This is a genomic window from Janthinobacterium darwini (genome assembly GCF_051380905.1).
Classification (GTDB): domain Bacteria; phylum Pseudomonadota; class Gammaproteobacteria; order Burkholderiales; family Burkholderiaceae_D; genus Janthinobacterium.
This window is the reverse complement of record NZ_JBNYXX010000004.1, coordinates 59,197-80,065: the sequence shown is the minus strand read 5'-3', so window position 1 is coordinate 80,065 and position 20,869 is coordinate 59,197. Positions and strand designations below refer to the sequence as shown.

The following is a 20,869-nucleotide window of genomic DNA, read 5'->3' as shown; positions in this document are numbered from 1 at the left end:
TGTATGTCCTTTGAGCGTGGCGTGAGAGCGGCTTAGTGCGGGTGAAACGTCACACGCGACGGCACGGTCTTGAACTTGCCCATTGCACTCCACCATGGCATCAGCAGGAAAAAGCTGAAGTAAATCAGTGTGCACACTTGCGACACGATGGTTTTCGTATCCGTTGGCGCCTGGGTGCCGAGGTAGCCCAGGATCAGGAACGACAGGCCGAAGATGGCGTACACATATTTGTGCCAGTTCGGACGGTAGCGGATCGATTTCACAGGCGAATGGTCGAGCCATGGCAGGAAGGCCAGGATCACGACGGAACCGCCAAAGAACACCACGCCCCAGAATTTCGCGTCCAGCACCTGTGGCAGCATGCCGATGATGGCGACGATGGCGATGCCGGCGATGGCCGACTTGACGGTCGTCGACAGGCGCGACTTGAGCCAGATGAACACCACGTAAGCAGCCACGACACCCATCAGCACGTACATGAAGTCGGCCGTGGTGGCACGCAGCACCGAGTAGAACGGCGTGAAGTACCAGGTTGGCGCGATGTGCAGCGGGGTTTTCAGCGAATCGCCGGGCAGGAAGTTGTTGTATTCCAGGAAATATCCACCCATTTCCGGCGCGAAGAACACGACGGCGCTGAAAATGACGAGGAAGATCGACACGCCGAACAGATCATGCACGGTGTAGTACGGATGCGACGGGATGGAATCGACCGGGTGGCCATCGGCGCCCAGGTTTTCCTTCACTTCGATGCCGTCCGGGTTGCTCGAGCCCACTTCATGCAGGGCGATCAAGTGCGCTGCAACCAAGCCCAGCAGTACCAGCGGGATGGCGATCACGTGGAAGGCGAAGAAGCGGTTCAGGGTCGCGTCGGAAACAACGTAGTCGCCGCGTATCCACAACGACAGGTCAGGGCCGATGAACGGGATGGCGCCAAACAGGTTGACGATCACTTGTGCGCCCCAGTACGACATCTGGCCCCATGGCAGCAGGTAGCCGAAGAACGCTTCGGCCATCAGGCACAGGAAGATGGCGAAACCGAACAGCCAGATCAGTTCACGTGGCTTGCGGTACGAGCCGTACAGCAGGGCGCGCGTCATGTGCAGGTAGACGATGATGAAGAAGGCCGAGGCGCCCGTCGAGTGCATGTAGCGCACCAGCCAGCCCCACGGGACCTCGCGCATGATGTACTCGACGGAATTGAAGGCCAGGGCCGCATCCGGTTTGTAGTGCATGGTCAGGAAGATGCCGGTGACGATCTGCAAGACCAGCACCAGCATGGCCAGCGAGCCGAAGATGTACCAGAAATTGAAGTTTTTCGGGGCGTAGTACTTGCCCCATTGGTCATTCCACAGCTTGGTCAGGGGAAAGCGGTCATCTACCCAGCCCAGCGCTTTTTCGGCGACGGGAGCGTCTGCCGGGAATTTCGTTTCTTTAAAAGCAGCCATGATCAAGCCTCGCCTTTCTCGTCTTTACCTATCAGCAATTTGGTGTCGCTCAGGTACATATGGCGCGGCACTTGCAGGTTGTCCGGCGCTGGCTTGTTCTTGAACACGCGGCCTGCCATGTCGAAGGTGGAGCCGTGGCAAGGGCACAGGAAGCCGCCTTCCCAGTCATCTGGCAGCGACGGTTGCGGGCCGGGGGCAAATTTCGAGGAAGGGGAGCAGCCAAGATGGGTGCAGATGCCGACGGCGACGAGAATTTCAGGCTTGATCGAGCGCGCTTCGTTCATGCAGTATTCAGGCGTGAATTCGGCGGGATTGCGTTGCGAATTGGCATCGGCGACTTTGCCATCGGTCTTTTTCAGGGACGCGATCATTTCCGGCGTGCGTTTCAGAATCCAGACCGGCTTGCCGCGCCATTCGACGGTGCGCATTTCGCCGGGTTGCAAGGTGGTGATGTCTACTTCGACCGGCGCGCCAGCCGCTTTCGCGCGCTCCGACGGCTGGAAGGTGCTTACCAAGGCTCCCGCGGTTGCCAATCCAACTACACTGCCCGCCGCGCACGTGGCGACGAGCAAGCCGCGACGGCCTGAATCGACCTGCTTTTCGTTACTCATGCAAACCCCAATCAGTCAAAATGCGAATCTTTATTATGAGTGGCAGCCGCGAAAAACCCGTCGCCGAAGCTCTATCCCACTGATTGCCGCAACCCGCATCTTTGTACGGTAAAGTGGCAACATCCCTGCGGAACTTCGGCCAATGGCGCAGCCCGTGCCAGTTTCTTGTTGATTATCCGGAAGTGAAAAAGCCACTTCTGGCAACCGCAAATTATAAGTGAAGCAAACAACGAATAGAACAAAAACGTTGCTTGTACCATAATTTATATACTTTTGCAGGAGGTGGCTAGTTCTTTCGAACTAGATGCGCCCGGCTGTGCCCGAATTGGTCCTGCCGACAACCATAAGTTGGTGGCACCGGGAATCAATAGTATGATCGACATGTTTTTTATACATATCCGAAGGAGAAATTCATGGCAATGATGAAGGAATTTAAAGAATTTGCAATGAAAGGCAACGTTGTCGATCTGGCGGTCGGTGTCATCATCGGCGGCGCCTTCGGCAAGATTGTCGATTCCCTGGTGCAAGACGTGATCATGCCGCCCATCGGCCGCATTTTCGGTGGCCTCGATTTCGCCAATTATTACCTGCCCCTGAACGGCCAAGCCACGACGATGACCCTGGTGGAAGCGAAAAAGGCGGGCGCCGTGCTGGCCTACGGTAATTTCCTCACTATTTTGCTCAACTTTGTCATTCTTGCCTTCATCATCTTCCAGATGGTGCGCCTGATGAACAAGGCCCGCCGCAGCGAACCTGTCGCGCCGGCGCCAGCGCCGGCCACGCCGGAAGACATCGTGCTGCTGCGTGAGATCCGCGACTCCCTGCAGAAGAACGGACAGAATAGCAACGATCTGGCAAAATAAGTCGTTCCGGCAATGGCCGGCTGACCTGGGCAGAGAACTCTATGCGACGATTCTGGTTATTGTTTGCGCAAACCGTGACCATCGCGTTGGCGCTGTACTTTGTGTACGGCGCGCTGCGTCCGGCCAGCCGGGTACAGCAGCTGGGCTCTGCCGCCAAGCCGGTCCCCGTGGTGGAAACGGCGTCCAGCAGCCTGGCGCCCGGTTCCTACCGCGACGCGGCGGCGCGCGCCATGCCCGCCGTCGTCAACATCCTCACCCTGCAAGTGCCCAAACGCGGCGCCCATCCGCTGGCGCGCGATCCCTTCTTCAAACGTTTCTTCGGCGAACGCGACCCGGACGGCGAGGATGACGAGGACTTGAAAAACAGCCTGGGCTCGGGCGTCATCGTCAGCCATGAAGGTTACGTGCTGACCAACAACCACGTGGTCGAAGGCGCCGATGAAATCGAAGTGGTGCTCACCGACGGGCGCAAGGCGCCGGCCAAGGTAGTGGGCCTGGATCCCGAAACGGACCTGGCCGTGATCAAGATCGACCTCGACAAGCTGCCCGTCATCGTGCTGGGCCAGTCGGAACTGGCGCGCGTGGGCGACGTGGTGCTGGCCATCGGCAACCCGTTTGGCGTGGGCCAGACGGTGACCATGGGCATCATCTCCGCCCTGGGCCGCAACAACTTGCACATCAACAGCTTTGAAAACTTCATCCAGACGGATGCGGCCATCAACTTCGGCAATTCGGGCGGCGCCCTGGTCGATACGCGCGGCAACTTGATCGGCATCAATACGGCGATTTATTCGCAAAGCGGCGGTTCCGTCGGCATCGGCTTCGCCATTCCTGTCTCGACGGCCAAGACGGTGATGGAAGCCATCATCAAGGATGGCCACGTGGTGCGCGGCTGGATCGGCGTGGAAACGCAGGACATCACGCCAGAGTTGGCGCAAAGCTTCAACTTGCAGCGCTCAAGCGGCGCCATCATTGCCGGCGTGGTGCGCAACGGGCCGGCCGACAAGGCTGGCATCGTGCCCGGCGACATCCTGCTGACGGTGGAAGGCAAGCCCGTGGCCGACACGACGGAAATGCTCAATCTGATCGCCCAACTGCCGCCCGGCGGAAAAGCTAAAATGACGGTGCTGCGCAAGAATCGCGAAGCGGCACTCGACGTGATGGTGGGCAAGCGCCCCCTCCCGAAAGAGCTTTCCAAATAGTTGCTGATCGGAATTTGACACATGCATGTGCGTGATTTGACCCAATTTTTACGTGAACTGAGCGATAACAACAATCGTCCCTGGTTTGTCATGAACAAGCCCCGTTACGACATTTTGCGCGAGGAATTCCTGGCGCTGGTCACTAGCCTGATCGGTGAGCTGGGCAAATTTGACCCGGCCGTGAAGTACTGCAATCCGAAGAAGGCCTTGTTCCGCATCAACCGTGACGTGCGTTTCGCGCACGACAAGAGCCCGTATAAAACGCGCTTTTCGGCCGCCATCGCGCCAAACGACATGCGCCGTCCCAGCAAGGCGGGCGGCCCCACGTATTATCTGCAGATCGATGGCCAGGGCAACTTGCTGTTCGGCGCCGGCGAATACATGCCGCCCCCTGGCCGCCTGAAGGCGCTGCGCGAACACATGGTCAACGACGCGCCAGGTTTTTCCAAAGTGCTGAAAAATAAGCGTTTAAAAGCCCGCTTCGGCACCATCCAGAATGAGGGCAAGTTGCAGCGCCCGCCCAAGGGCTTCGAGGCGGATGCCGAACATATCGAATTCATCAAGCTGAAAAGCTTTTTTGTCTGGACCGAAATACCGCTGCCCGTGAACGAACCGGAAAAACTGCTGCCGACCCTGGCGGAAGGCTTGAAGGATGCGTGGCCGCTGGTCGAGTGGATGCGCGGCGCGAAAGAGCCGGAGGAAGTCACCGAGTAATTGCTGAAGGAGCACATAATGGCACTGGAGCACGCAAGTTCAGGACAGGTGATTGAGGTGTTGCGCAGGAATGGCGACGACCTGTCGCAGTTTTCCGCCATCGCGCTGGCCAGGACGGACGAACTGGAATTGATCCGCATGTGCATGCCCAAGGGCAAGACCATGCCCGAGCATCATGTGCTCGGTGAAATCACTCTGCTGTGCCTGCAAGGACAGGTGGCGGTGACGGCGCATGGCGGGGAGCAATTGCTGGGGCCGGGGCAGATGCTGTATCTGCACGGCGGCCAGGCGCATGCGCTGGCCGCGCGCGAAGACAGTCTGGTGCTGCTGACGATATTGATGGCCAAGGCGGGACGCTAAGTTTCCCCTGCCGCGTCAGGCCGCCTCGGCGCGCGGATCGCGTGACAGCAGCTGCTGCACCATCACGTGCGGCAAATCCCCATCGAACAGTACGCCGGCCACCGCGTTGGTGATCGGCATGTCGACGCCCATGCGGCGCGCCAGTTCGCGCACGGCTTTGGCGCAGGGTACGCCTTCGGCCACATGACCGAGTTCGGCCACGATGGTGGCCAAGGCCTTGCCTTGCGCCAGGCCCAGGCCGACCCGGCGGTTGCGCGACAAGTCGCCCGTGCAGGTCAAAATCAAGTCTCCCATGCCCGTCAAGCCCATGAACGTTTCCGTCTGGCCACCCAGGGCCGTGCCCAGGCGCGTGATTTCCGCCAGACCGCGCGTGATCAGCGCGGCGCGCGCATTCAAGCCCAGGCCCAGGCCGTCGGCCACGCCCGTGGCAATGGCCAGCACGTTCTTCACGGCGCCGCCCACTTCCACGCCCACCAGGTCTTCGCTCGCATACACGCGGATAGTGCCGCCATGCAAGGCCGAGACGACGGCGCCGCGCAAGGCGGCACTGTGCGAGGCGATGGTCAGCGCGCACGGCAGGCCGCGTGCCACTTCCTGTGCGAACGAGGGGCCGGACAGGGCGCCGCCGGCGACTGTGTCGCCCAGCACTTCCCGCACGATCTGGTGCGGCAGCAGGCCCGTGCCTCCTTCAAACCCCTTGCACAGCCACACCAGATTCGGGATGGCCTTGTCTTTCAGTTGCAGCAGCAGAGGCCGCAAGCCCGCCACGGGGCAGGCGGCGATCAAGAGGCCCCGTTCGCCGCTGGCATGCGCGACGGCGGCGTCGAAATCGGCGCTGATGTGCAGTTGCGGCGGTAATGGGAAGCCGGGCAGATAGCTGTTTTCGCCACTGGCAGTCATGGCGGCCATGGCGTCGCCATTGCGGCCCCACAGCAGCACGTCGTGGCGGCCGGCCAGGGCCATGGCCACGGCCGTGCCCCAGGCGCCGGCACCCAGCACGGTGATCTTGCACGGGACGGCCTTGGCGCTGGTATCGGGAGTGTTTTCAGGGGAAACTTGCATGCAACCTCAGTCTGGCAGGGGGAAGGGCACGGCGCGGCTGGCCGCTGCCCCGATGAATCTGGCGGTGCTTACAAGCCCCACACTTCGCTGGTCTTGACGTAGCCGCTCTGGCCATCCTTATGCCGCACCTTGACCCAGCCGGAGCTGGGCTGCTCGCTCATTTCCAGCAGCACGCCCTTGTCGACGAGGATGATGGGGGAGGCGGTGTCATCGGGGCTGGCGCGTACCTTCAGGTTCGCGGCGCGCGCCACGACGTTGCGCTTGGCCGACAGGCCCTTGGCTTCCGTCCAGGCCATTTCGCCGCTGGCGTCGCGTACCTTGACCCATTCGCCGTAGCTGAGCACGACTTCCAGCGGCATGCCGCGTGGCGCCACGTACAGCTTGCCGCCCTTGGCGGACGGCGCGTCGTACAGGATCACGGGGGCCGCGCCCACCGTTTTGAAATCGACGGCGTGGCTGGCGGCGGTGGCCAGCAGCAGCACGGCGCCGGCCATCCAGCGGAACTTGCTCAAGAGCGCACTATTCAACATGATATTTTTTGAACCTTAACGAAACACGGCGGCCAGGCCGCCGTGTCAGGCCAGCCTTGACGGCCGGCGGGGTCTTGCAAAGCTTAGTGCGTTTCGCTGGCTGCTGGTGCTGCGGCAGCGGCGTCAGCAATAGCTTGCAGACGTTGTTGGTAGAACACTTCGAAGTTGATCTCGGCCAGGTGCACTGGCGGGAAGCCGGCACGGGTGATCACGTCGGCGATGTTGGCGCGCAGGTAAGGGTAGATGATGTTCGGGCAGCCGATTCCCAGCAGCGGATCGAGTTGATCGGCAGGAATGTTGCGTGCTTCGAAGATACCGGCTTGCTTGCCTTCTACCAGGAAAGCGACTTTGTCGCCGACTTTGGCGGTCACGGTGATGGTCACGGTTGCTTCGAAGATGCCGTCGGCCAGAGGCGCAGCGCCCACGTCCAGAGCCACTTCGATGGCTGGTGCTTCTTGTTCCAGGAAAATAGCTGGGGAATTTGGTTGTTCCAGCGACATGTCTTTCAGGTAGACGCGTTGGATTTGGAAGACTGGTTGCAGATTTTCGTCAGACATGGAACGCTTTCGTTGTAAAGGACAAGAACGGCACACCGTTCAAATATGGTGCTTGCGGTATTCAAACCGCGCCGGATAGGCGCGGCCAGATCAGGTGCGAGGCAATTGTATCAAAACAATACGACAAAAAACCAAGCAATTTCTCGAACCCGCTTTATATCAGGCTGCCGTGCCGTTTAACAAGGGGTCGAGCTTGCCAGCTTGATCGAGCGCATACAAATCGTCGAATCCGCCCACGTGGGTGTCGCCCACATAGATTTGCGGCACCGTGCGGCGACCCGTGCGTTCCATCATCTTGATGCGCTCTTCCGGGTCGAGGTCGACGCGGATCTTTTGCACGGTCACGCCCTTGGCTTCCAACAGGCGCTCGGCGCGCACGCAATACGGGCACACGGCGGTGCTATACACAATTACAGGGACGGTCATGATGATTCCTTCAGTTAAAAACACCGAACCAAACCTGCTGCGCGTCGTGATTTGCGGTCTGCGATGCTCACTGTGCCTTCGCACAGTTGCGCTTCTCAACCACAACTCCCATCCGCTCGCTACGGTTTTGTTGGGTGTTGTAATACGGACTTATTTGGCCAGCGACAAGGTTTTCAATGGCAAACCTTGCTTTTTCCATTCGTCGAGGCCGCCTTCCAGGCTCGTTGCCTCAGCGAAACCGGCTTTACCCAGCAGGCCGACGGCCGTTGCCGAACGCGAACCTTTCTGGCAAACCACTACAATGGGGCGCGTTTTGAATTTTTCCAGCTCGCCCAGGCGTTTTGCCAGTTCCGGCAGCGGCATGTTTTTCGCGTCAGGCAAGTGGCCCGTGGCGAATTCTTCCGCGCTGCGCACGTCGACGATGATGGTCTTGCCACGGTTGATCAGTTGCGTGACTTCCAGCACGGTCGCGCGCTTGCCGCGCATCGACAGCAGTGGCCAGAGGAGGGCGCCGCCGGAAATAATGACGATGGCAAACAGAAAAATGTGGTCGATAATGAATTTCACGTAGGGTCCAATGGTTTAAGTCAATCCGCGCATTATAAAATAGAAGCTGGACGAGGTCTTTTTACGTTTTGCTTTTTTGATTTGAACCCCTTGAGAAGATAGAACTATGTACAAAATCGTTTTCATGCGTCACGGCGAGTCCACCTGGAACCTCGATAACCGCTTCACCGGCTGGACCGACGTCGATCTGACGGAAAAGGGCGTCAACGAAGCCAAGGCCGCCGGCCAGATCCTCAAGCAGGAAGGTTTTACGTTCGACGTGGCCTACACTTCGGTCTTGAAGCGCGCCATTCGCACCCTGTGGCTGGCGCTCGACGAGATGGACATGATGTATTTGCCAATCAAGAACGACTGGCGCTTGAACGAACGCCACTACGGCGCCCTGCAAGGCCTGGACAAGGGCGAGACGGCCGCCAAGTATGGCGACGAGCAAGTACTGGTATGGCGCCGCAGCTATGACACGCCGCCGCCGCCGCTGGAAGCTGACGATGACCGCGCCTCGTTCAACGATCCGCGCTATGCCGGCTTGCCGAAAGCGTCGATTCCGCTGACCGAATGCCTGAAAGACACCGTGGCGCGCGTGATGCCGTCCTGGGACGAAGAGATCGCCCCGGCCATCCGCGCCGGCAAGAAGATCATCATTTCGGCCCACGGCAACAGCCTGCGCGCGCTGATCAAGATGCTCGATGGCATCAGCGACAGCGACATCGTGGGCCTGAACATTCCGAACGGCCAGCCGCTCGTGTATGAACTGGACGCCGACCTGAAACCGATTCGTCATTACTACCTGGGCGACCCGGCAGCGATTGCGGCAGCGCAAGCGGCCGTGGCGAACCAAGGGAAGGCCAAGTAACTTGTTGTCTTTCTTCCGCGGCACAGCGATCGCCCCCTCTGCTGAACGACCCCTGCCGGCGTGGCGCGCCGGCGCCATGCTGTGCGCAGCGCTGCTGTTGTCGAGCGGCGCCGTACAGGGTGCCAAGCCCACCGAACGCAGCAAGCAGAAAGCGGCCGCGGAAGCACAACGTGCTGGATTGCAACAAAAGCTGACGGCGCTCAAGCGCGACATCAGCCGCACGGAAAGCGCCAAGGATGACGCGGCCGATACTCTGGCCGAGTCGGAAGAGGCCATTTCCAACGCCAACCGCGCCTTGCGCGACCTGGCACAGGAGCAAAGCGCGACGGGCGTGAAACTCAATGCGCTGGGGCAGGAGCACCAGCAACTGACGGCCACCGTCGAGAAACAGAAGACGCAGCTGTCAAAGTTGCTGCGTGAACAATATGTCGCCGGCAACGAAGACCGCATCAAGCTGCTCTTGTCGGGTGACAACCCGAACCGCATCAACCGCGACTTGCAACTGATGGCGTATGTGTCGCAGGCGCAGGCGCGCCTGCTGGAAGCCTTGCGCGCCAACTTGCTGGCGGTCGAGAAAAACCAGGCGGACGTGCAGAACGCCAAGGATGAACTGGAAGAAATCGCGCAGGAAGAGCGCGACCAGAAGGCTCTGCTGGTGCAGGAAAAGGCGCGCCGCGCCGCCTTGCTGACGAGCTTGTCGCAGCGCCTGGTGGCGCAGCGCAAGGAAGTGGGCAATGTCGAGCGCGACGAACAGCGCATGGGCAACCTGGTCGACAAGCTGGCGAAACTGATCGAAGAGCAGGCCGCCGCCGCCGCGGCCGAAAAGAAACGCCAGCAATTGCTGGCCGAGCAACGCGCCGCCGCAAAAGCGGCCGCCGACGCCAAGATCGCCGCGGAAAAGCGCGAACGCCTGCTGGCCGCGCGCGCCAAGGCCGCCCAGGCGCAGGCTGAACGCGAACGCATTGCAAAAGAGCAACAAAATAAATCGGGCAAGATCAAGCCGCAGACGCCGCCACCGCCCGTCAAGCTTGAACCGATCGATGACGACGAGCCGCCGCAAGTGGCCAAGGTCACGCCGAAACCCGAGCCGAAGCCGGAACCGGAGCCGGAACGCCCGAGCCTGGGCCCGGCTGCACCGGCCGGCGCTTTTGCCAGCATGAAAGGGCAGTTGCGCGCGCCCGTGGCGGGCAAGATTGCCGCCCGCTTCGGCAGCAAGCGCGGTGACGGACCCAGCTGGAAGGGCGTGTTCATCCGCACGGGCGAAGGCAGCGAGATCCACGCCATCGCTGGTGGCCGCGTGGTGTTTTCCGACTGGCTGCGCGGTTTCGGCAATTTGATCATCGTCGACCATGGCGGCCAGTACATGAGTATTTATGGCAATAACCAATCCTTGCTGAAACGGGTGGGCGATGCCGTCAAGGGCGGCGAAGCCATTGCCAGCGCGGGCAACAGCGGCGGCAACGAGGAATCAGGGCTATACTTTGAATTGCGTCATCAGGGCCGCGCCTTCGACCCCGCCACCTGGGTGAAGTTTTAAGTTCCCACCATTGCTGCGGCAGCGAATTTGTAGATTGCGAAGAATAAATGGGTATCAAAGTCAAAAGTATCGGCCTGATCGGTCTGGGCGTACTGGCCGGTATCGGCATGTCGCTGCAGTTCCCGGCCGTGGCGCAGAAAATCACGAATGCCCCGCTGCCGCTCGACGAGCTGCGCCAGTTGTCCGATGTCTTCGGCCTGATCAAGTCCGATTATGTCGAGAAGGTGGAAGACAAGAAACTCCTGACGGAAGCCATTTCCGGCATGGTGTCGTCGCTGGACCCGCATTCCGTCTACCTGGATAAAAATGCTTTCAAGGAAATGCGCGAAAGCGTGCAAGGCAAGTTTGTCGGCATCGGCATCGAAGTGAGCATGGAAGACGGCTACGTGAAAGTCGTCTCGCCCATCGAGGACAGCCCGGCCGCCAAGGCGGGCATCCTGGCCGGTGACCTGATCACCCGTCTCGACAATATCCCGCTGAAAGGCTTGCAGCTGGAGGAAGTCATCAAGAAGATGCGCGGCCAGCCCGGCAGCAAGCTGGTGCTGACCATGTCGCGCAAGGGCGAAAGCAAGCCGCTGGTGTTCCCCATCGTGCGCGAGGAAATCCGCGTGCAAAGCGTGAAGGCGAAGATGGTCGCGCCCGGCTACGCCTGGTTGCGTATCGCCCAGTTCCAGGAACCGACCGTCGATGACATGGTCAAAAAGATTAACGCGCTGTATGCGCAAGACCCCAAGCTGAAGGGCCTGGTGCTGGACTTGCGCAACGATCCCGGTGGCGTCGTGCCTGGCGCCATCGGCGTGGCGACAGCATTCCTTCCGGGTAATTCCGTGATCGTTTCCACCAAGGGCCAGTTGCCGGAGTCGAAGCAAGTGTTTTATGGCCGCCGCGAATTTTATGCGCCGCCGGGCGCCAAGGCCGACCCGCTGGCCAAGCTGCCGGCCGCGCTGAAGACCGTGCCGCTAGTGGTATTGGTCAATGCCGGCTCCGCTTCAGCCTCGGAAATCGTCGCCGGCGCCTTGCAGGATTACCAGCGCGCGACCGTCATCGGCACGCAAACGTTCGGCAAGGGTTCCGTGCAAACCTTGCGCCAGATCACGGCCGACACGGCCGTCAAGCTGACGACGGCCCGCTACTACACGCCGAAAGGCCGGGCCATCCAGGCGCGCGGCATCGTGCCCGACTTGCTGGTCGATGAAACGGCCGAGGGCGATGGCTGGAACAGCCTGCGCGTGCGCGAGGCGGACCTGGAAAAACACCTGAGCAGCAACGATGGCAAGCCGGAAGCGGCCAAGCCAACGATGGAAGGCATGCAGGATCAATTGGAAGAAGAGCAGCGCCTGATCGCCACGGCGAAAAAGCGCAAGCCGCTCGAATACGGCGCCAAGGATGATTTCCAGCTACAGCAAGCCTTGAACCACTTCCAGGGCTTGCCGGTGCAACTGGCCAAGGTCGACGCCAAGGGCGAGAAGATCAGCGCCAAGCCGGAAATTGCTTCCGACATCAAGGCGGACGACAAGAAAATCCCTGTGCAAAAACCGTAGTCGTCGCCATGAACGACCATCAGCTGCTGCGCTATTCGCGCCATATCCTGTTAGACGAGATCGGCATTGAAGGCCAGCAAGCCCTGCTCGACGCGCATGTGCTGGTGATCGGCGCGGGCGGGCTGGGCTCGCCGGCCGCCATGTACCTGGCCGCCAGCGGTGTCGGCAAGCTGACCCTGGTCGATGACGACACGGTCGACCTGACCAATCTGCAGCGCCAGATCGCCCATACGACGGCGCGCGTGGGCCAGCCGAAAGTGCTGTCGGCGTGCGAAACATTGACTGGCATCAATCCCGAGATTGAATTAATTGCTTTGCAGGAGCGCCTCGACGGTGCGCGCCTGGCCGAACTGGTCTTGTCGGCCACGGTGGTGCTCGACTGCACGGATAACTTCGCCACGCGCCACGCCGTCAACCGCGCCTGCGTGGCGGCCAGGGTGCCGCTGGTGTCGGGCGCCGTGATCCGCTTCGACGGGCAAGTGAGCGTCTTCGACCCGCGCACGGGTACCCAGCCGTGTTATTCCTGCCTGTTTCCGCAGGAGCAGCAGTTCACGGACGAGGCGTGCTCGACCATGGGCGTGTTTGCGCCGCTGGTGGGCGTGGTGGGCGCCATGCAGGCGGCCGAGGCGCTGAAACTCATCATGGGCGTTGGGGAATCACTGGCGGGACGGCTGCTGCTGCTTGATGGCTTGCACATGGAATGGAGCAGGATGCGGGTGGCGCGCGACCCCGGCTGCGCCGTTTGCGGTGTAGTGGTCTTGCCGCTCTGAGTAGCCCCGCACAAATTTTTCCCCATATGACAGGCTTTGTCATATTTCCGCTTTATACTCTGCACTCATTACTTACCTTCTTCTCTTTTTCTTATGCAAAACGCTGCAAACCATCCGATACGCCAGCGCCGCGCGCGCGGCTTCACTTTGATCGAAATCATGGTCGTGGTGGTGATCATGGGCATCCTCGCCTCGCTGGTGGTACCCAAGCTGATCGCCCGCACGGGCGAGTCGAAAGTGGCGGCGGCGAAAGTCGACATCGCTACCGTGATGCAAGCCTTGAAACTGTACCGCCTGGATAACCAGCGCTACCCGACCACCGAGCAGGGCTTGCAGGCGCTGATCGAAAAACCGACCACGGGACCGGCCGCGAATGGCTGGAAGGCGGGCGGTTACCTGGAAAAGATGCCGAAGGACCCATGGGGTAACCCATACCAGTTCCTGTCGCCGGGCGTGAAGGGCGAAGTCGACATCATTTCGCTGGGCGCCGACGGCCAGCCTGGCGGTAGCGGCGATGACGCCGATATCGGCTCCTGGGAACTGTAAGTTTTCCATTGCATGCCTGCCATGACCACCGGTCGCGCACTGCCCCGGCCACGCGCCAGCGGCTTCACGCTGATCGAATTGCTGGTGGTGATGGTCATCATCGGGGTGACCCTGGGCCTGGTGTCGCTGAACGCCATGCCGAATGGCCAGCAAGCGTTGCAGAAGGAAGCCGAGCGCATCGCCCTGCTGCTGCAGCTGGCGCGCGATGAAGCCATCGTGCGCAGCCGGCAGGTGGCATTCGAGGCTGACGAAAATCAATACCGTTTCCTGGTCCTCAATGAAAAACTGTGGCAACCCGTGACACAGGATGACTTGCTGCGCGAACGCAGCTTCAACAATACGCCCATGCTGCTCAGCGTGCAGCCGTCAAACAGCGTGGCTCAGCCTCTGCGCATCATCTTCGGCCGCGAACCGGTCGACAAGCCTTTCGTGCTGACCCTGGCCAGCGGCGAACGCAGCGTGGCCATCCGCGCCGATGGCATCGGCCATTTCACGGTCGAGCAATGATGGGCATCTCCCGACACTACCGCCAGCGCGGCTTCACTTTACTGGAAGTATTGGTGGCCCTGGTCATCGTCGGCACGGCCCTGGGCGCGTCCTTGCGCGCCGTGGGCAGCCTGACGCAGAACAGCGATGGCTTGCGCAGCGCCATGATGGCCACCTGGTCGGCGGAAAACCACCTGGTGCGCTTGCGCCTGGCAAAAACCTTTCCGCAGACGGGCAAGCGCACGGTCGACTGCCCGCAAGGCGATTTAAAACTTATCTGCGAGGAGGAAGTGGTGGCCACGCCGAATCCCCGCATCCGGCAAGTGCGCGTGAACGTGTACGACGTGCAATACCCGGCCCGGCGCATCGTGCGCCTGGTCTTGCTGGCGTTTAACGACTGATGGCGCGCCGCAATCACTCCGCCGCTGGCTTCACCCTGATCGAGCTGCTCGTGGCGATCGGCATTTTGGCCATGGTCGCCGTGCTGGGCTGGCGCGGCCTGGACAGCATCATGCGTTCGCGTGAAGTGCTGACCAGCCAGCTGGAGCAGGCGCGCGGCATGCAGCTGGCGTTTGCCCAGATGCAAAGCGATTGCGACCATCTGGCCGGCGCCGGCCAAAGCAATACCCTGCTGAATGGCCGCACCAACCTGAGCGCCGAGACCGACCGCCTGACTCTGGTGCGCCTGGCCGCATCGGAACAGGAGCCGCAACAGTTGCAAGTGGTCACTTACCGCCTGCGCGGCGGCGTGCTGACGCGGCGCGAGTCGAACGGCACGCGCGACCTGGCGGTCCTCGACACCCTGTGGCAGGCGGCGCGCGACGATACCGATAGCTCCAGCGCCGACGTGGCCCTGATGCATGGCGTCGACAGCATGGTCATGCGTGGCTGGAACAATGGCGCCTGGAATGTGCTGACGGCGGGCGTCACCATCTCCACGCAAGTGCCGGGCCTGGAAGTGACCTTGCAAATGCCGGGCCAGGACGCTGGCCTGTCCAAAGTCTTTTTATTGGGACCGGGATGAAGCCCGTCAAGCTCCCTGCGCGCCAGCGTGGCGTGGCCGTCATCACGGCCCTGCTGCTGACGGCGCTGGCCATCACGGTCGTCGCCAGCCTGTTCTGGCAGCAGCAAGTGCAAGTGCGTTCGATGGAAAACCAGCGTTTGCGCCTGCAGACGCAGTGGGCCATGCGCGGCATGGTTGACTTCGCCCGCTTCTGGTTGCGCCAGGACAATCCCATGCTGACGGCGCTGGACGGCGTGTGGGCGACGCCCATCGAGGAAGCGCGGCTTGACGATTACGTCGACCGTGAAAAGGTCGATACGGAAAAATTCGACGCCACCGTCTCTGGCCGCGCGCTCGACGCGCAGGCGCGGTTTAATATTACCAACCTGGTCGCCGCCACGGGCGGCATCAATCCGAAACAGGTGCTGGCCTACCAGCGATTATTGTCAAACATGAAGCTCGATAGTGGCTTGGCGCAGGCCACGGCCGATGCCGTGCTGCGCGCCAAGCCGAAACCACGCACTGGTAGCAGCGGCAGCGATGGCAAGACGCCCGCCGTCCCTGTCGCCTCGGGTGGCAGCAGCGAGCCGGTAGCGTTCACGCAGGTGGAGGATTTGCTGTCCGTGCCCGGCTATACGCCGCAGATGATCGAGCAATTGCGCGATGTCGTCATTATCTTGCCGGAGATCACGGGTGTGAACGTCAATACGGCCCCGGCCGAGGTGCTGGCTGCCGTGACGATGATGTCGCTGTCCGAGGCGAGTGCCCTGACTTTGAGCAATCCGCGTAAAAAGTTTGTTGATTTAACAAACTTCAAGAATAATATTGATAGCAAGCAAGTGATTGAAGATGTGGAACTCGATGTGAAGAGCCGCTACTTTCTCACCGTCATCCGTGTACGGCTGGACCGTGCCGCCCTGGATGCCGTGGCGCTCATCAATCGAAAAACGGATCCGCAGCGCACCACCAGCCTGGTCTGGCTGCGGGAAAATTAACAGCTGAAAGCGAGTCACTTTGACAATATTGTATATCCGTCACCCGGCCAAGGCGTCCACCGACAGCGCACCGGCCTGCCCCTTCGTGCTGGCCGGCGACGGCGGCGCCCTGCTGCAGCAGGGCAGCGCGCCGCTGGGCAGCCTTGGCCAGCTGATCGCTGGTGCGAAGCAAGTGGTGCTGCTGCTGGCGGCGGCCGACGTGACTCTGCTGCGCCTGAAAACGCCGCCACTGGCTGGCGCCCGTTTGCGCGCGGCCTTGCCCGGCCTGGTGGAAGAACATATCCTCGGCGACACCCAGGATTGCCTGTTGGCCGCCGGCGCGCCCGACGCTGCCGGCATGCGCACGGTGGCCGTGGCGCAGCGCGCCTGGGCCGAGGTACTCGTGAAAGCTTTGCTGGCGCAGGGCGCGCGCAAGGTGGCGCTGCTGCCGTCGCAGCTATGCCTGCCCTTGCAGCCGGGCAGCGTGACGGCATTCTTGCAGGCAAGCGGCGACAGCCTGGAACTGGCCTTGCGCCAGGCACCGCAAGAAGGTTTGGGCCTGGTATTGCCGGCCCAGCCGCAGCAGGCGCTGCTGACGACGCGCGCGTTTGCCGGCGATGTGCCACTGACGGTCTACGTGGCGCAGGCCGAGCTTGCGCAATATCAACAGCTCGCTGCCGGCATGGATGGCGTGACGCTGGAGCCTGACCACTGGGCGCACTGGATTGCTGGTGCCAAGAATGCAGGACTGGACCTGGCCGCCGCGCTTGGCACGGCCACGGGATCTGCCACGGAATGGCGCCGCTGGCGCTGGCCGCTGCGCCTGGCGCTGCTGGCAGTGATCGTCAACCTGGCCGGCATGAATATCGAATGGATGCGCCTGAAGCGCGAGGCCGCCACCGTGCGTACCTCGATGCAGCAAACCTTCAAGGCCGCGTATCCGAATGAAGCGCCCGTGTTTGGGCTGGAAGCGGAACAGATGCGGCGCAATATCGCTGCCGCCCGCCTGCAAAGCGGGCAAGCGAGCATGGATGACTTCACCAGCATGAGCGCGGCACTGGGCGAGGCCCTGGGTGGCCTGGCCGGGCGCGGCGTGGTGGCCTCGCTGGAATACCGCGAGCGCAGCCTGATCGTCAAGCTGAAACCGGACATGGTCGATGCCAGCGCACAGGCGCAGGTGCGCGATGGCCTGGCCGCGCGCAAGCTGGCCTTGAATGAAACGGCGCCGGGCGTGTGGAAGATCACGCCGGCCACGGGAGCAAAAGCATGAGTGCAGCAGTAAACAAGGCGCGCGCCGCGTTGACGCGGCAGCAGCAGGCCGTGCAAGCCTTCTGGGCGGAACGCACGCAGCAGGAGCGCAAGTTGTTGACCATCGGCGGCGTGGTGGCGGGGCTGGCCCTCGTCTACGCGGTGTTTTTCGAGCCGGCCTGGACGGGACGCATCGCCTTGCAAAAGAGCTTGCCCGAGCTGCGCCAGAACGCGGCCCAGTTGCAGGCACTGGCACGTGAAGCGGGCGAACTGGCGCGCCAGGCGCCCGTGCAGGTCGCTCCCATGGGCCGCGATAGCCTCGACGCTTCGTTGAAAGCGCGCGGCTTGACGCCACAATCGCTGTCGCTGACGGGCGAATACGCGCGCGTGCAGCTCAATGGCGTGCCGTTTGCCAGCGTCATGCTGTGGCTGGACGGCTTGCGCCGCGAAGGCCGCGTGGCGGTGCAGGACGCGAAGATCACGGCACAGGGCAAGGCGGGGCTGGTCGATGCCAGTCTGACCCTGCACCAGAGTCCGGGCGCGGCACGATGATGCGCTTGCTTGGCTGGCTGCTGGCCATCATCGTCAGCGTGTGCGTCACCCTGCTGGTATTTTTCCCGGCTGGCTGGGTCGCGGGCATCGTGGAAAAGCAGACAGGCGGACGTTTGACCTTGGGCGACGCGCAAGGTACCCTGTGGCGCGGTTCGGCCTTTATTGGCGGGGCGGCCAGCGCGAATGGCGCCGTGACGCCACTGCTGCCGGGGCGGTTCAGCTGGCGTATTTCGCCGTCCGTGCTGTGGGGATCGGTCGACGTGGAATTGCAGAATGCACAGGCGCTGTCGCAGGCCGTCAATTTGCGCGGCTCGTGGTCGCACTGGCAGGTCAGTCCGGCGGCCCTGCTGCTGCCGGCCGATGGCCTGGGCGGCCTGGGCGCGCCGTTAAATACCGTGGCGCCGACGGGCAGCATGCGCCTGTCGTGGAGCACCCTGGAGCTGGCTTTGGTGCAGCGGCAGTTTTCCGCCGTTGGCCGCACGACCTTGCAGATGACGGACATGGCCTCGCGCCTGTCGTCCTTGCGTCCGCTGGGAAGCTACGAGCTCGATTTCGATTGGCAGGGGCAGCAGGCGACGTTGACCTTGCGCTCCCTCAAGGGACCGCTGCTGCTCGACGGCAGCGGCAGCCTGCAACAGGGGCGCATGCAGTTTTCCGGCCAGGCCCAGGCCGCAGCAGGATATGAAGAGACCTTGGCGAGTTTGTTGAATTTGCTGGGACAGCGCCGTAGCAATAGCGAAAAAAACATCATCGCCTTAGAGTTCAGACAATGAAAAAACCATCCGTGAGCCCCCATACCTTCTCCTTTTCGCTGCGCCGCCTGTCGGCCGCCGCCTTGCTGTGCTGTTCCGTGGCCGGCATGCCGGCACCCGCCGGGGCCGCGCCCGGCGATGAAGCGGCACTCAATTTCGTCGGCGCCGACATCGAATCGGTGATCAAGGCAGTGGGCCATTACACCAACATCAATTTCGTCATCGATCCCCGCGTCAAGGGCACGATCACGCTGGTGTCGGAAAAATCCATCAGCAAGACGCAAGCCTTCGGGCTGCTGGCCTCCGCGTTGCGCCTGCAGGGCTACGCGGTGGTCTCCGGCGACGGCTATGCGAAAGTGGTGCCGGAAGCGGACGCCAAGCTGCAATCCGTGCCGACCCAGGTGGGCAACGGCGCCAGCCAGGTGAAGGGCGACCAGATCGCCACCCAGGTGTTTTACCTGAACTACGAATCGTCGTCCAATCTGCTGGCCGTGCTGCGCCCCTTGATCTCGCCGAACAACACGATCAACGCCAACCCGGGCAACAACTCCTTGGTGATCACCGATTACGCGGATAACCTCAAGCGCCTGGCGAAGATCATCGCCGCGCTCGACGTGCCCGCCTCGACGGACCTGGACGTGATCCCCGTGCGCTATGCCATCGCTTCCGACCTGGCCTCGATGGTGAACAAGCTGATGGAAGGCGGGAATGCGGGTGCCGGCGCGGCCGCCGACACGGGCAAGGTTTCCGTGCTGGCCGACCCGCGCACCAATTCGCTGGTGCTGCGCGCGCCATCGGCGGCGCGCGCCAACCTGGCCAAGTCGCTGATCTCCAAGCTGGACCAGCCCACCACGCAGCTGGGCAATGTGCACGTGGTGTACCTGAAGAACGCGGACGCCACCAAGCTGGCGCAGACCCTGCGCTCGGTGGTGACGTCGGACGGCACGGCCGCCACGGCGCAGCAGGGCACCAGCAACCAGGGCACGAATAACCAGATTAGCCAGAACAACAGTGGCATGAACAGCACTGGCCTGGGCGGCAATACGCAAAGCGGCACCACGGGTGGCGCTTCGCTGAACAACGGGCCGCAGCAGCTGTCGTCCGGTGGTGCGGCCGGCTTTATTCAGGCCGATGCGTCGACGAATACCCTGATTCTGACGTGCAACGAGGCTGTCTACCGTAACCTGCGCGCCGTAATCGACCAGCTCGACGTGCGCCGCGCCCAGGTCTACATCGAGGCGCTGATCGTCGAAGTGACGTCGTCCAAGGCGTCCGAATTCGGCGTGCAGTGGTTGGGCCTGTCAGGCGACAGCAGCAGCAACTACCGCGTGGGGGCGCTACAGTCGTTCGCCTCGGGCACCACCAACAACATCGGCGCCATCGCCACGGGCGGCGGCAAGGTCTTGCCGACGGGCGGTCTGACGGTGGGCATCTTCAAGCAGATCAACGGCGCGCTGGGTCTGGGCGCCGTGGCGCATGCGCTGGAATCGGACGGCAACGCCAACATCCTGTCGACGCCGAACCTGATCACCCTGGACAATGAACTGGCGACCATCAAGGTGGGCCAGAACGTGCCTATCCTGACCGGTCAGTACACCAGCACGGCCGGCACCAATACCAATCCCTTCCAGACCATCGACCGCAAGGAAGTGGGCCTGACCCTGAAGGTGCGCCCGCAGATTTCCGAGGGCGGCACGATCAAGCTGGGCATCTATCACGAGACGTCGAGCGTGGACAAATCCACGGCGTCGGCCGTCAGCGGCATTACCATCAACAACCGCGTGATCGAAAACAATGTGCTGGCCGACGATGGCCAGATCATCGTGCTCGGTGGCCTGATCGAGGACAGCACGGGCGACAATGCGGAAAAAGTGCGCGGCCTGGGCGACATCCCCCTGATTGGCAACCTGTTCAAGTACCAGACGCGCGAGCGCAAGAAAACGAATTTGATGATCTTCCTGCGCCCCGTCATCGTGCGCAACAAGGAGCAGAGCGGCAGCCTGGCGGCCGACCGCTACGACTACATGCGCTCGGCCGAGACGGCTGCCGTGCCGGCCACGGGCAATCTGATGCTGAAAGACCTGGGCACGCCCGTCCTGCCGGCCCTGCAGGATGGCCAGCCGGTGGGTGGCAACATGGTGACGCGCCCCGTGCCGCCGGCACCGACGCCGCCGCCAGGCGCGCCGGCCAACGCCGCCACGCCGCCGCTGCTGCAGCAATACCAGCAGCAGCCGCAGTCGCAGCCGCCGCAGCAGCAGAAGTGACGGGAC

At 62.1% G+C, this 20,869-nt stretch carries 24 protein-coding genes; 17 read left to right on the top strand and 7 right to left on the bottom strand.

Annotation, left to right across the window (positions count from 1 at the left end; translation table 11 throughout):
• Positions 1 to 32 precede the first annotated feature (32 nt).
• Together ACQ4WZ_RS21580 and petA are read right to left on the bottom strand one after the other, a co-directional pair.
• The gene (locus tag ACQ4WZ_RS21580) at positions 33 to 1,445 is read right to left on the bottom strand and encodes a cytochrome b (RefSeq protein ID WP_101483498.1); all 1,413 of its coding nucleotides are present in this window, start codon (positions 1,443 to 1,445) and stop codon (positions 33 to 35) included.
• A gap of 2 nt (positions 1,446 to 1,447) precedes the next feature.
• A complete protein-coding gene (gene petA, locus ACQ4WZ_RS21575; protein ID WP_034753009.1) occupies positions 1,448 to 2,056 on the bottom strand; it encodes a ubiquinol-cytochrome c reductase iron-sulfur subunit in 609 nt (202 codons plus the stop codon).
• A gap of 413 nt (positions 2,057 to 2,469) precedes the next feature.
• Between petA and mscL the strand changes: the two genes are divergently transcribed.
• From mscL to ACQ4WZ_RS21555, 4 genes are read left to right on the top strand one after another with little or no spacing between them, the layout of a single operon-like run.
• Positions 2,470 to 2,919, top strand: coding sequence for a large conductance mechanosensitive channel protein MscL (mscL, locus tag ACQ4WZ_RS21570; RefSeq protein WP_092609314.1), 450 nt, complete (start codon positions 2,470 to 2,472; stop codon positions 2,917 to 2,919).
• Positions 2,920 to 2,960: 41 nt separating this feature from the next.
• Entirely contained in the window at positions 2,961 to 4,121 is a 1,161-nt protein-coding gene (locus ACQ4WZ_RS21565) for a Do family serine endopeptidase (RefSeq protein ID WP_101483499.1), read from the top strand.
• 21 nt (positions 4,122 to 4,142) lie between these two features.
• Positions 4,143 to 4,835 carry a DUF2461 domain-containing protein gene (locus ACQ4WZ_RS21560; protein ID WP_133988863.1) on the top strand — a complete coding sequence of 231 codons (693 nt, stop codon included), beginning with the start codon at positions 4,143 to 4,145 and terminating at the stop codon, positions 4,833 to 4,835.
• Between the two features lie 18 nt (positions 4,836 to 4,853).
• The gene (locus ACQ4WZ_RS21555) at positions 4,854 to 5,195 is read left to right on the top strand and encodes a cupin domain-containing protein (protein WP_101483501.1); all 342 of its coding nucleotides are present in this window, start codon (positions 4,854 to 4,856) and stop codon (positions 5,193 to 5,195) included.
• 15 nt (positions 5,196 to 5,210) lie between these two features.
• On the opposite strand, the gene ACQ4WZ_RS21550 is transcribed toward ACQ4WZ_RS21555, so the two are convergent.
• From ACQ4WZ_RS21550 to ACQ4WZ_RS21530, 5 genes are all read right to left on the bottom strand, one after another.
• Positions 5,211 to 6,257, bottom strand: coding sequence for an NAD(P)H-dependent glycerol-3-phosphate dehydrogenase (locus ACQ4WZ_RS21550; RefSeq protein WP_133988862.1), 1,047 nt, complete (start codon positions 6,255 to 6,257; stop codon positions 5,211 to 5,213).
• A 68-nt stretch (positions 6,258 to 6,325) separates the two neighbouring features.
• Entirely contained in the window at positions 6,326 to 6,787 is a 462-nt protein-coding gene (locus tag ACQ4WZ_RS21545; protein WP_101483503.1) for an SH3 domain-containing protein, read from the bottom strand.
• 83 nt (positions 6,788 to 6,870) lie between these two features.
• Positions 6,871 to 7,344, bottom strand: a complete 474-nt coding sequence (gene secB, locus ACQ4WZ_RS21540; RefSeq protein WP_010394167.1) for a protein-export chaperone SecB — start codon at positions 7,342 to 7,344, stop codon at positions 6,871 to 6,873.
• 159 nt (positions 7,345 to 7,503) lie between these two features.
• A complete protein-coding gene (grxC, locus tag ACQ4WZ_RS21535; RefSeq protein ID WP_034783579.1) occupies positions 7,504 to 7,770 on the bottom strand; it encodes a glutaredoxin 3 in 267 nt (88 codons plus the stop codon).
• 150 nt (positions 7,771 to 7,920) lie between these two features.
• Positions 7,921 to 8,337, bottom strand: a complete 417-nt coding sequence (locus ACQ4WZ_RS21530) for a rhodanese-like domain-containing protein (RefSeq protein WP_101483504.1) — start codon at positions 8,335 to 8,337, stop codon at positions 7,921 to 7,923.
• Between the two features lie 106 nt (positions 8,338 to 8,443).
• Between ACQ4WZ_RS21530 and gpmA the strand changes: the two genes are divergently transcribed.
• The 13 genes from gpmA to gspD all read left to right on the top strand — a co-directional run bounded on the left by gpmA (position 8,444) and on the right by gspD (position 20,863).
• Complete coding sequence (gene gpmA, locus ACQ4WZ_RS21525) at positions 8,444 to 9,190, top strand: 2,3-diphosphoglycerate-dependent phosphoglycerate mutase (RefSeq protein ID WP_101483505.1); 747 nt, start codon at positions 8,444 to 8,446, stop codon at positions 9,188 to 9,190.
• A 76-nt stretch (positions 9,191 to 9,266) separates the two neighbouring features.
• Positions 9,267 to 10,727 (top strand): murein hydrolase activator EnvC family protein, encoded by a 1,461-nt coding sequence (locus ACQ4WZ_RS21520; protein WP_101484811.1) that lies wholly within the window; start codon positions 9,267 to 9,269, stop codon positions 10,725 to 10,727.
• Between the two features lie 47 nt (positions 10,728 to 10,774).
• Positions 10,775 to 12,268: a S41 family peptidase gene (locus tag ACQ4WZ_RS21515; RefSeq protein WP_436574494.1), complete on the top strand. Its 1,494-nt coding sequence runs from the start codon at positions 10,775 to 10,777 to the stop codon at positions 12,266 to 12,268.
• Positions 12,269 to 12,276: 8 nt separating this feature from the next.
• Positions 12,277 to 13,038 carry a HesA/MoeB/ThiF family protein gene (locus tag ACQ4WZ_RS21510; protein ID WP_436574493.1) on the top strand — a complete coding sequence of 254 codons (762 nt, stop codon included), beginning with the start codon at positions 12,277 to 12,279 and terminating at the stop codon, positions 13,036 to 13,038.
• A 93-nt stretch (positions 13,039 to 13,131) separates the two neighbouring features.
• Positions 13,132 to 13,584, top strand: a complete 453-nt coding sequence (gspG, locus tag ACQ4WZ_RS21505; RefSeq protein ID WP_035823835.1) for a type II secretion system major pseudopilin GspG — start codon at positions 13,132 to 13,134, stop codon at positions 13,582 to 13,584.
• Positions 13,585 to 13,596: 12 nt separating this feature from the next.
• Positions 13,597 to 14,091 (top strand): GspH/FimT family pseudopilin, encoded by a 495-nt coding sequence (locus tag ACQ4WZ_RS21500; RefSeq protein WP_101483508.1) that lies wholly within the window; start codon positions 13,597 to 13,599, stop codon positions 14,089 to 14,091.
• A complete protein-coding gene (gene gspI, locus ACQ4WZ_RS21495) occupies positions 14,088 to 14,471 on the top strand; it encodes a type II secretion system minor pseudopilin GspI (RefSeq protein WP_133988859.1) in 384 nt (127 codons plus the stop codon). The genes ACQ4WZ_RS21500 and gspI overlap by 4 nt, the downstream gene beginning before the upstream one ends.
• The gene (locus ACQ4WZ_RS21490; protein ID WP_101483510.1) at positions 14,471 to 15,094 is read left to right on the top strand and encodes a PulJ/GspJ family protein; all 624 of its coding nucleotides are present in this window, start codon (positions 14,471 to 14,473) and stop codon (positions 15,092 to 15,094) included. Before gspI ends, ACQ4WZ_RS21490 begins: the two co-directional genes overlap by 1 nt.
• On the top strand, positions 15,091 to 16,068 hold the full coding sequence (gspK, locus tag ACQ4WZ_RS21485; protein WP_101483511.1) for a type II secretion system minor pseudopilin GspK: 978 nt from the start codon (positions 15,091 to 15,093) through the stop codon (positions 16,066 to 16,068). Before ACQ4WZ_RS21490 ends, gspK begins: the two co-directional genes overlap by 4 nt.
• 19 nt (positions 16,069 to 16,087) lie before the next feature.
• Positions 16,088 to 17,317: a type II secretion system protein GspL gene (gene gspL / locus ACQ4WZ_RS21480; protein WP_436574492.1), complete on the top strand. Its 1,230-nt coding sequence runs from the start codon at positions 16,088 to 16,090 to the stop codon at positions 17,315 to 17,317.
• On the top strand, positions 17,314 to 17,847 hold the full coding sequence (locus ACQ4WZ_RS21475; RefSeq protein WP_436574491.1) for a type II secretion system protein M: 534 nt from the start codon (positions 17,314 to 17,316) through the stop codon (positions 17,845 to 17,847). Before gspL ends, ACQ4WZ_RS21475 begins: the two co-directional genes overlap by 4 nt.
• The gene (locus tag ACQ4WZ_RS21470) at positions 17,844 to 18,620 is read left to right on the top strand and encodes a type II secretion system protein N (RefSeq protein ID WP_133988857.1); all 777 of its coding nucleotides are present in this window, start codon (positions 17,844 to 17,846) and stop codon (positions 18,618 to 18,620) included. The genes ACQ4WZ_RS21475 and ACQ4WZ_RS21470 overlap by 4 nt, the downstream gene beginning before the upstream one ends.
• Positions 18,617 to 20,863 carry a type II secretion system secretin GspD gene (gspD, locus tag ACQ4WZ_RS21465; RefSeq protein ID WP_436574490.1) on the top strand — a complete coding sequence of 749 codons (2,247 nt, stop codon included), beginning with the start codon at positions 18,617 to 18,619 and terminating at the stop codon, positions 20,861 to 20,863. The genes ACQ4WZ_RS21470 and gspD overlap by 4 nt, the downstream gene beginning before the upstream one ends.
• Positions 20,864 to 20,869 lie beyond the last annotated feature (6 nt).

What these genes read in the sequence shown, in the direction of transcription:
- secB (WP_010394167.1), bottom strand. Translation starts at nt 7,344, where the DNA reads ATGTCTGACGAAAATCTGCAACCAGTCTTCCAAATCCAACGCGTCTAC.
- ACQ4WZ_RS21560 (WP_133988863.1), top strand. Translation starts at nt 4,143, where the DNA reads ATGCATGTGCGTGATTTGACCCAATTTTTACGTGAACTGAGCGATAAC.
- ACQ4WZ_RS21500 (WP_101483508.1), top strand. Translation starts at nt 13,597, where the DNA reads ATGCCTGCCATGACCACCGGTCGCGCACTGCCCCGGCCACGCGCCAGC.
- ACQ4WZ_RS21520 (WP_101484811.1), top strand. Translation starts at nt 9,267, where the DNA reads ATGCTGTGCGCAGCGCTGCTGTTGTCGAGCGGCGCCGTACAGGGTGCC.
- gspK (WP_101483511.1), top strand. Translation starts at nt 15,091, where the DNA reads ATGAAGCCCGTCAAGCTCCCTGCGCGCCAGCGTGGCGTGGCCGTCATC.
- ACQ4WZ_RS21545 (WP_101483503.1), bottom strand. Translation starts at nt 6,787, where the DNA reads ATGTTGAATAGTGCGCTCTTGAGCAAGTTCCGCTGGATGGCCGGCGCC.
- grxC (WP_034783579.1), bottom strand. Translation starts at nt 7,770, where the DNA reads ATGACCGTCCCTGTAATTGTGTATAGCACCGCCGTGTGCCCGTATTGC.
- ACQ4WZ_RS21470 (WP_133988857.1), top strand. Translation starts at nt 17,844, where the DNA reads ATGATGCGCTTGCTTGGCTGGCTGCTGGCCATCATCGTCAGCGTGTGC.
- gpmA (WP_101483505.1), top strand. Translation starts at nt 8,444, where the DNA reads ATGTACAAAATCGTTTTCATGCGTCACGGCGAGTCCACCTGGAACCTC.
- ACQ4WZ_RS21550 (WP_133988862.1), bottom strand. Translation starts at nt 6,257, where the DNA reads ATGCAAGTTTCCCCTGAAAACACTCCCGATACCAGCGCCAAGGCCGTC.
- ACQ4WZ_RS21515 (WP_436574494.1), top strand. Translation starts at nt 10,775, where the DNA reads ATGGGTATCAAAGTCAAAAGTATCGGCCTGATCGGTCTGGGCGTACTG.
- gspD (WP_436574490.1), top strand. Translation starts at nt 18,617, where the DNA reads ATGAAAAAACCATCCGTGAGCCCCCATACCTTCTCCTTTTCGCTGCGC.
- ACQ4WZ_RS21475 (WP_436574491.1), top strand. Translation starts at nt 17,314, where the DNA reads ATGAGTGCAGCAGTAAACAAGGCGCGCGCCGCGTTGACGCGGCAGCAG.
- ACQ4WZ_RS21510 (WP_436574493.1), top strand. Translation starts at nt 12,277, where the DNA reads ATGAACGACCATCAGCTGCTGCGCTATTCGCGCCATATCCTGTTAGAC.
- ACQ4WZ_RS21555 (WP_101483501.1), top strand. Translation starts at nt 4,854, where the DNA reads ATGGCACTGGAGCACGCAAGTTCAGGACAGGTGATTGAGGTGTTGCGC.
- petA (WP_034753009.1), bottom strand. Translation starts at nt 2,056, where the DNA reads ATGAGTAACGAAAAGCAGGTCGATTCAGGCCGTCGCGGCTTGCTCGTC.
- ACQ4WZ_RS21565 (WP_101483499.1), top strand. Translation starts at nt 2,961, where the DNA reads ATGCGACGATTCTGGTTATTGTTTGCGCAAACCGTGACCATCGCGTTG.
- gspG (WP_035823835.1), top strand. Translation starts at nt 13,132, where the DNA reads ATGCAAAACGCTGCAAACCATCCGATACGCCAGCGCCGCGCGCGCGGC.
- mscL (WP_092609314.1), top strand. Translation starts at nt 2,470, where the DNA reads ATGGCAATGATGAAGGAATTTAAAGAATTTGCAATGAAAGGCAACGTT.
- ACQ4WZ_RS21490 (WP_101483510.1), top strand. Translation starts at nt 14,471, where the DNA reads ATGGCGCGCCGCAATCACTCCGCCGCTGGCTTCACCCTGATCGAGCTG.
- ACQ4WZ_RS21580 (WP_101483498.1), bottom strand. Translation starts at nt 1,445, where the DNA reads ATGGCTGCTTTTAAAGAAACGAAATTCCCGGCAGACGCTCCCGTCGCC.
- gspI (WP_133988859.1), top strand. Translation starts at nt 14,088, where the DNA reads ATGATGGGCATCTCCCGACACTACCGCCAGCGCGGCTTCACTTTACTG.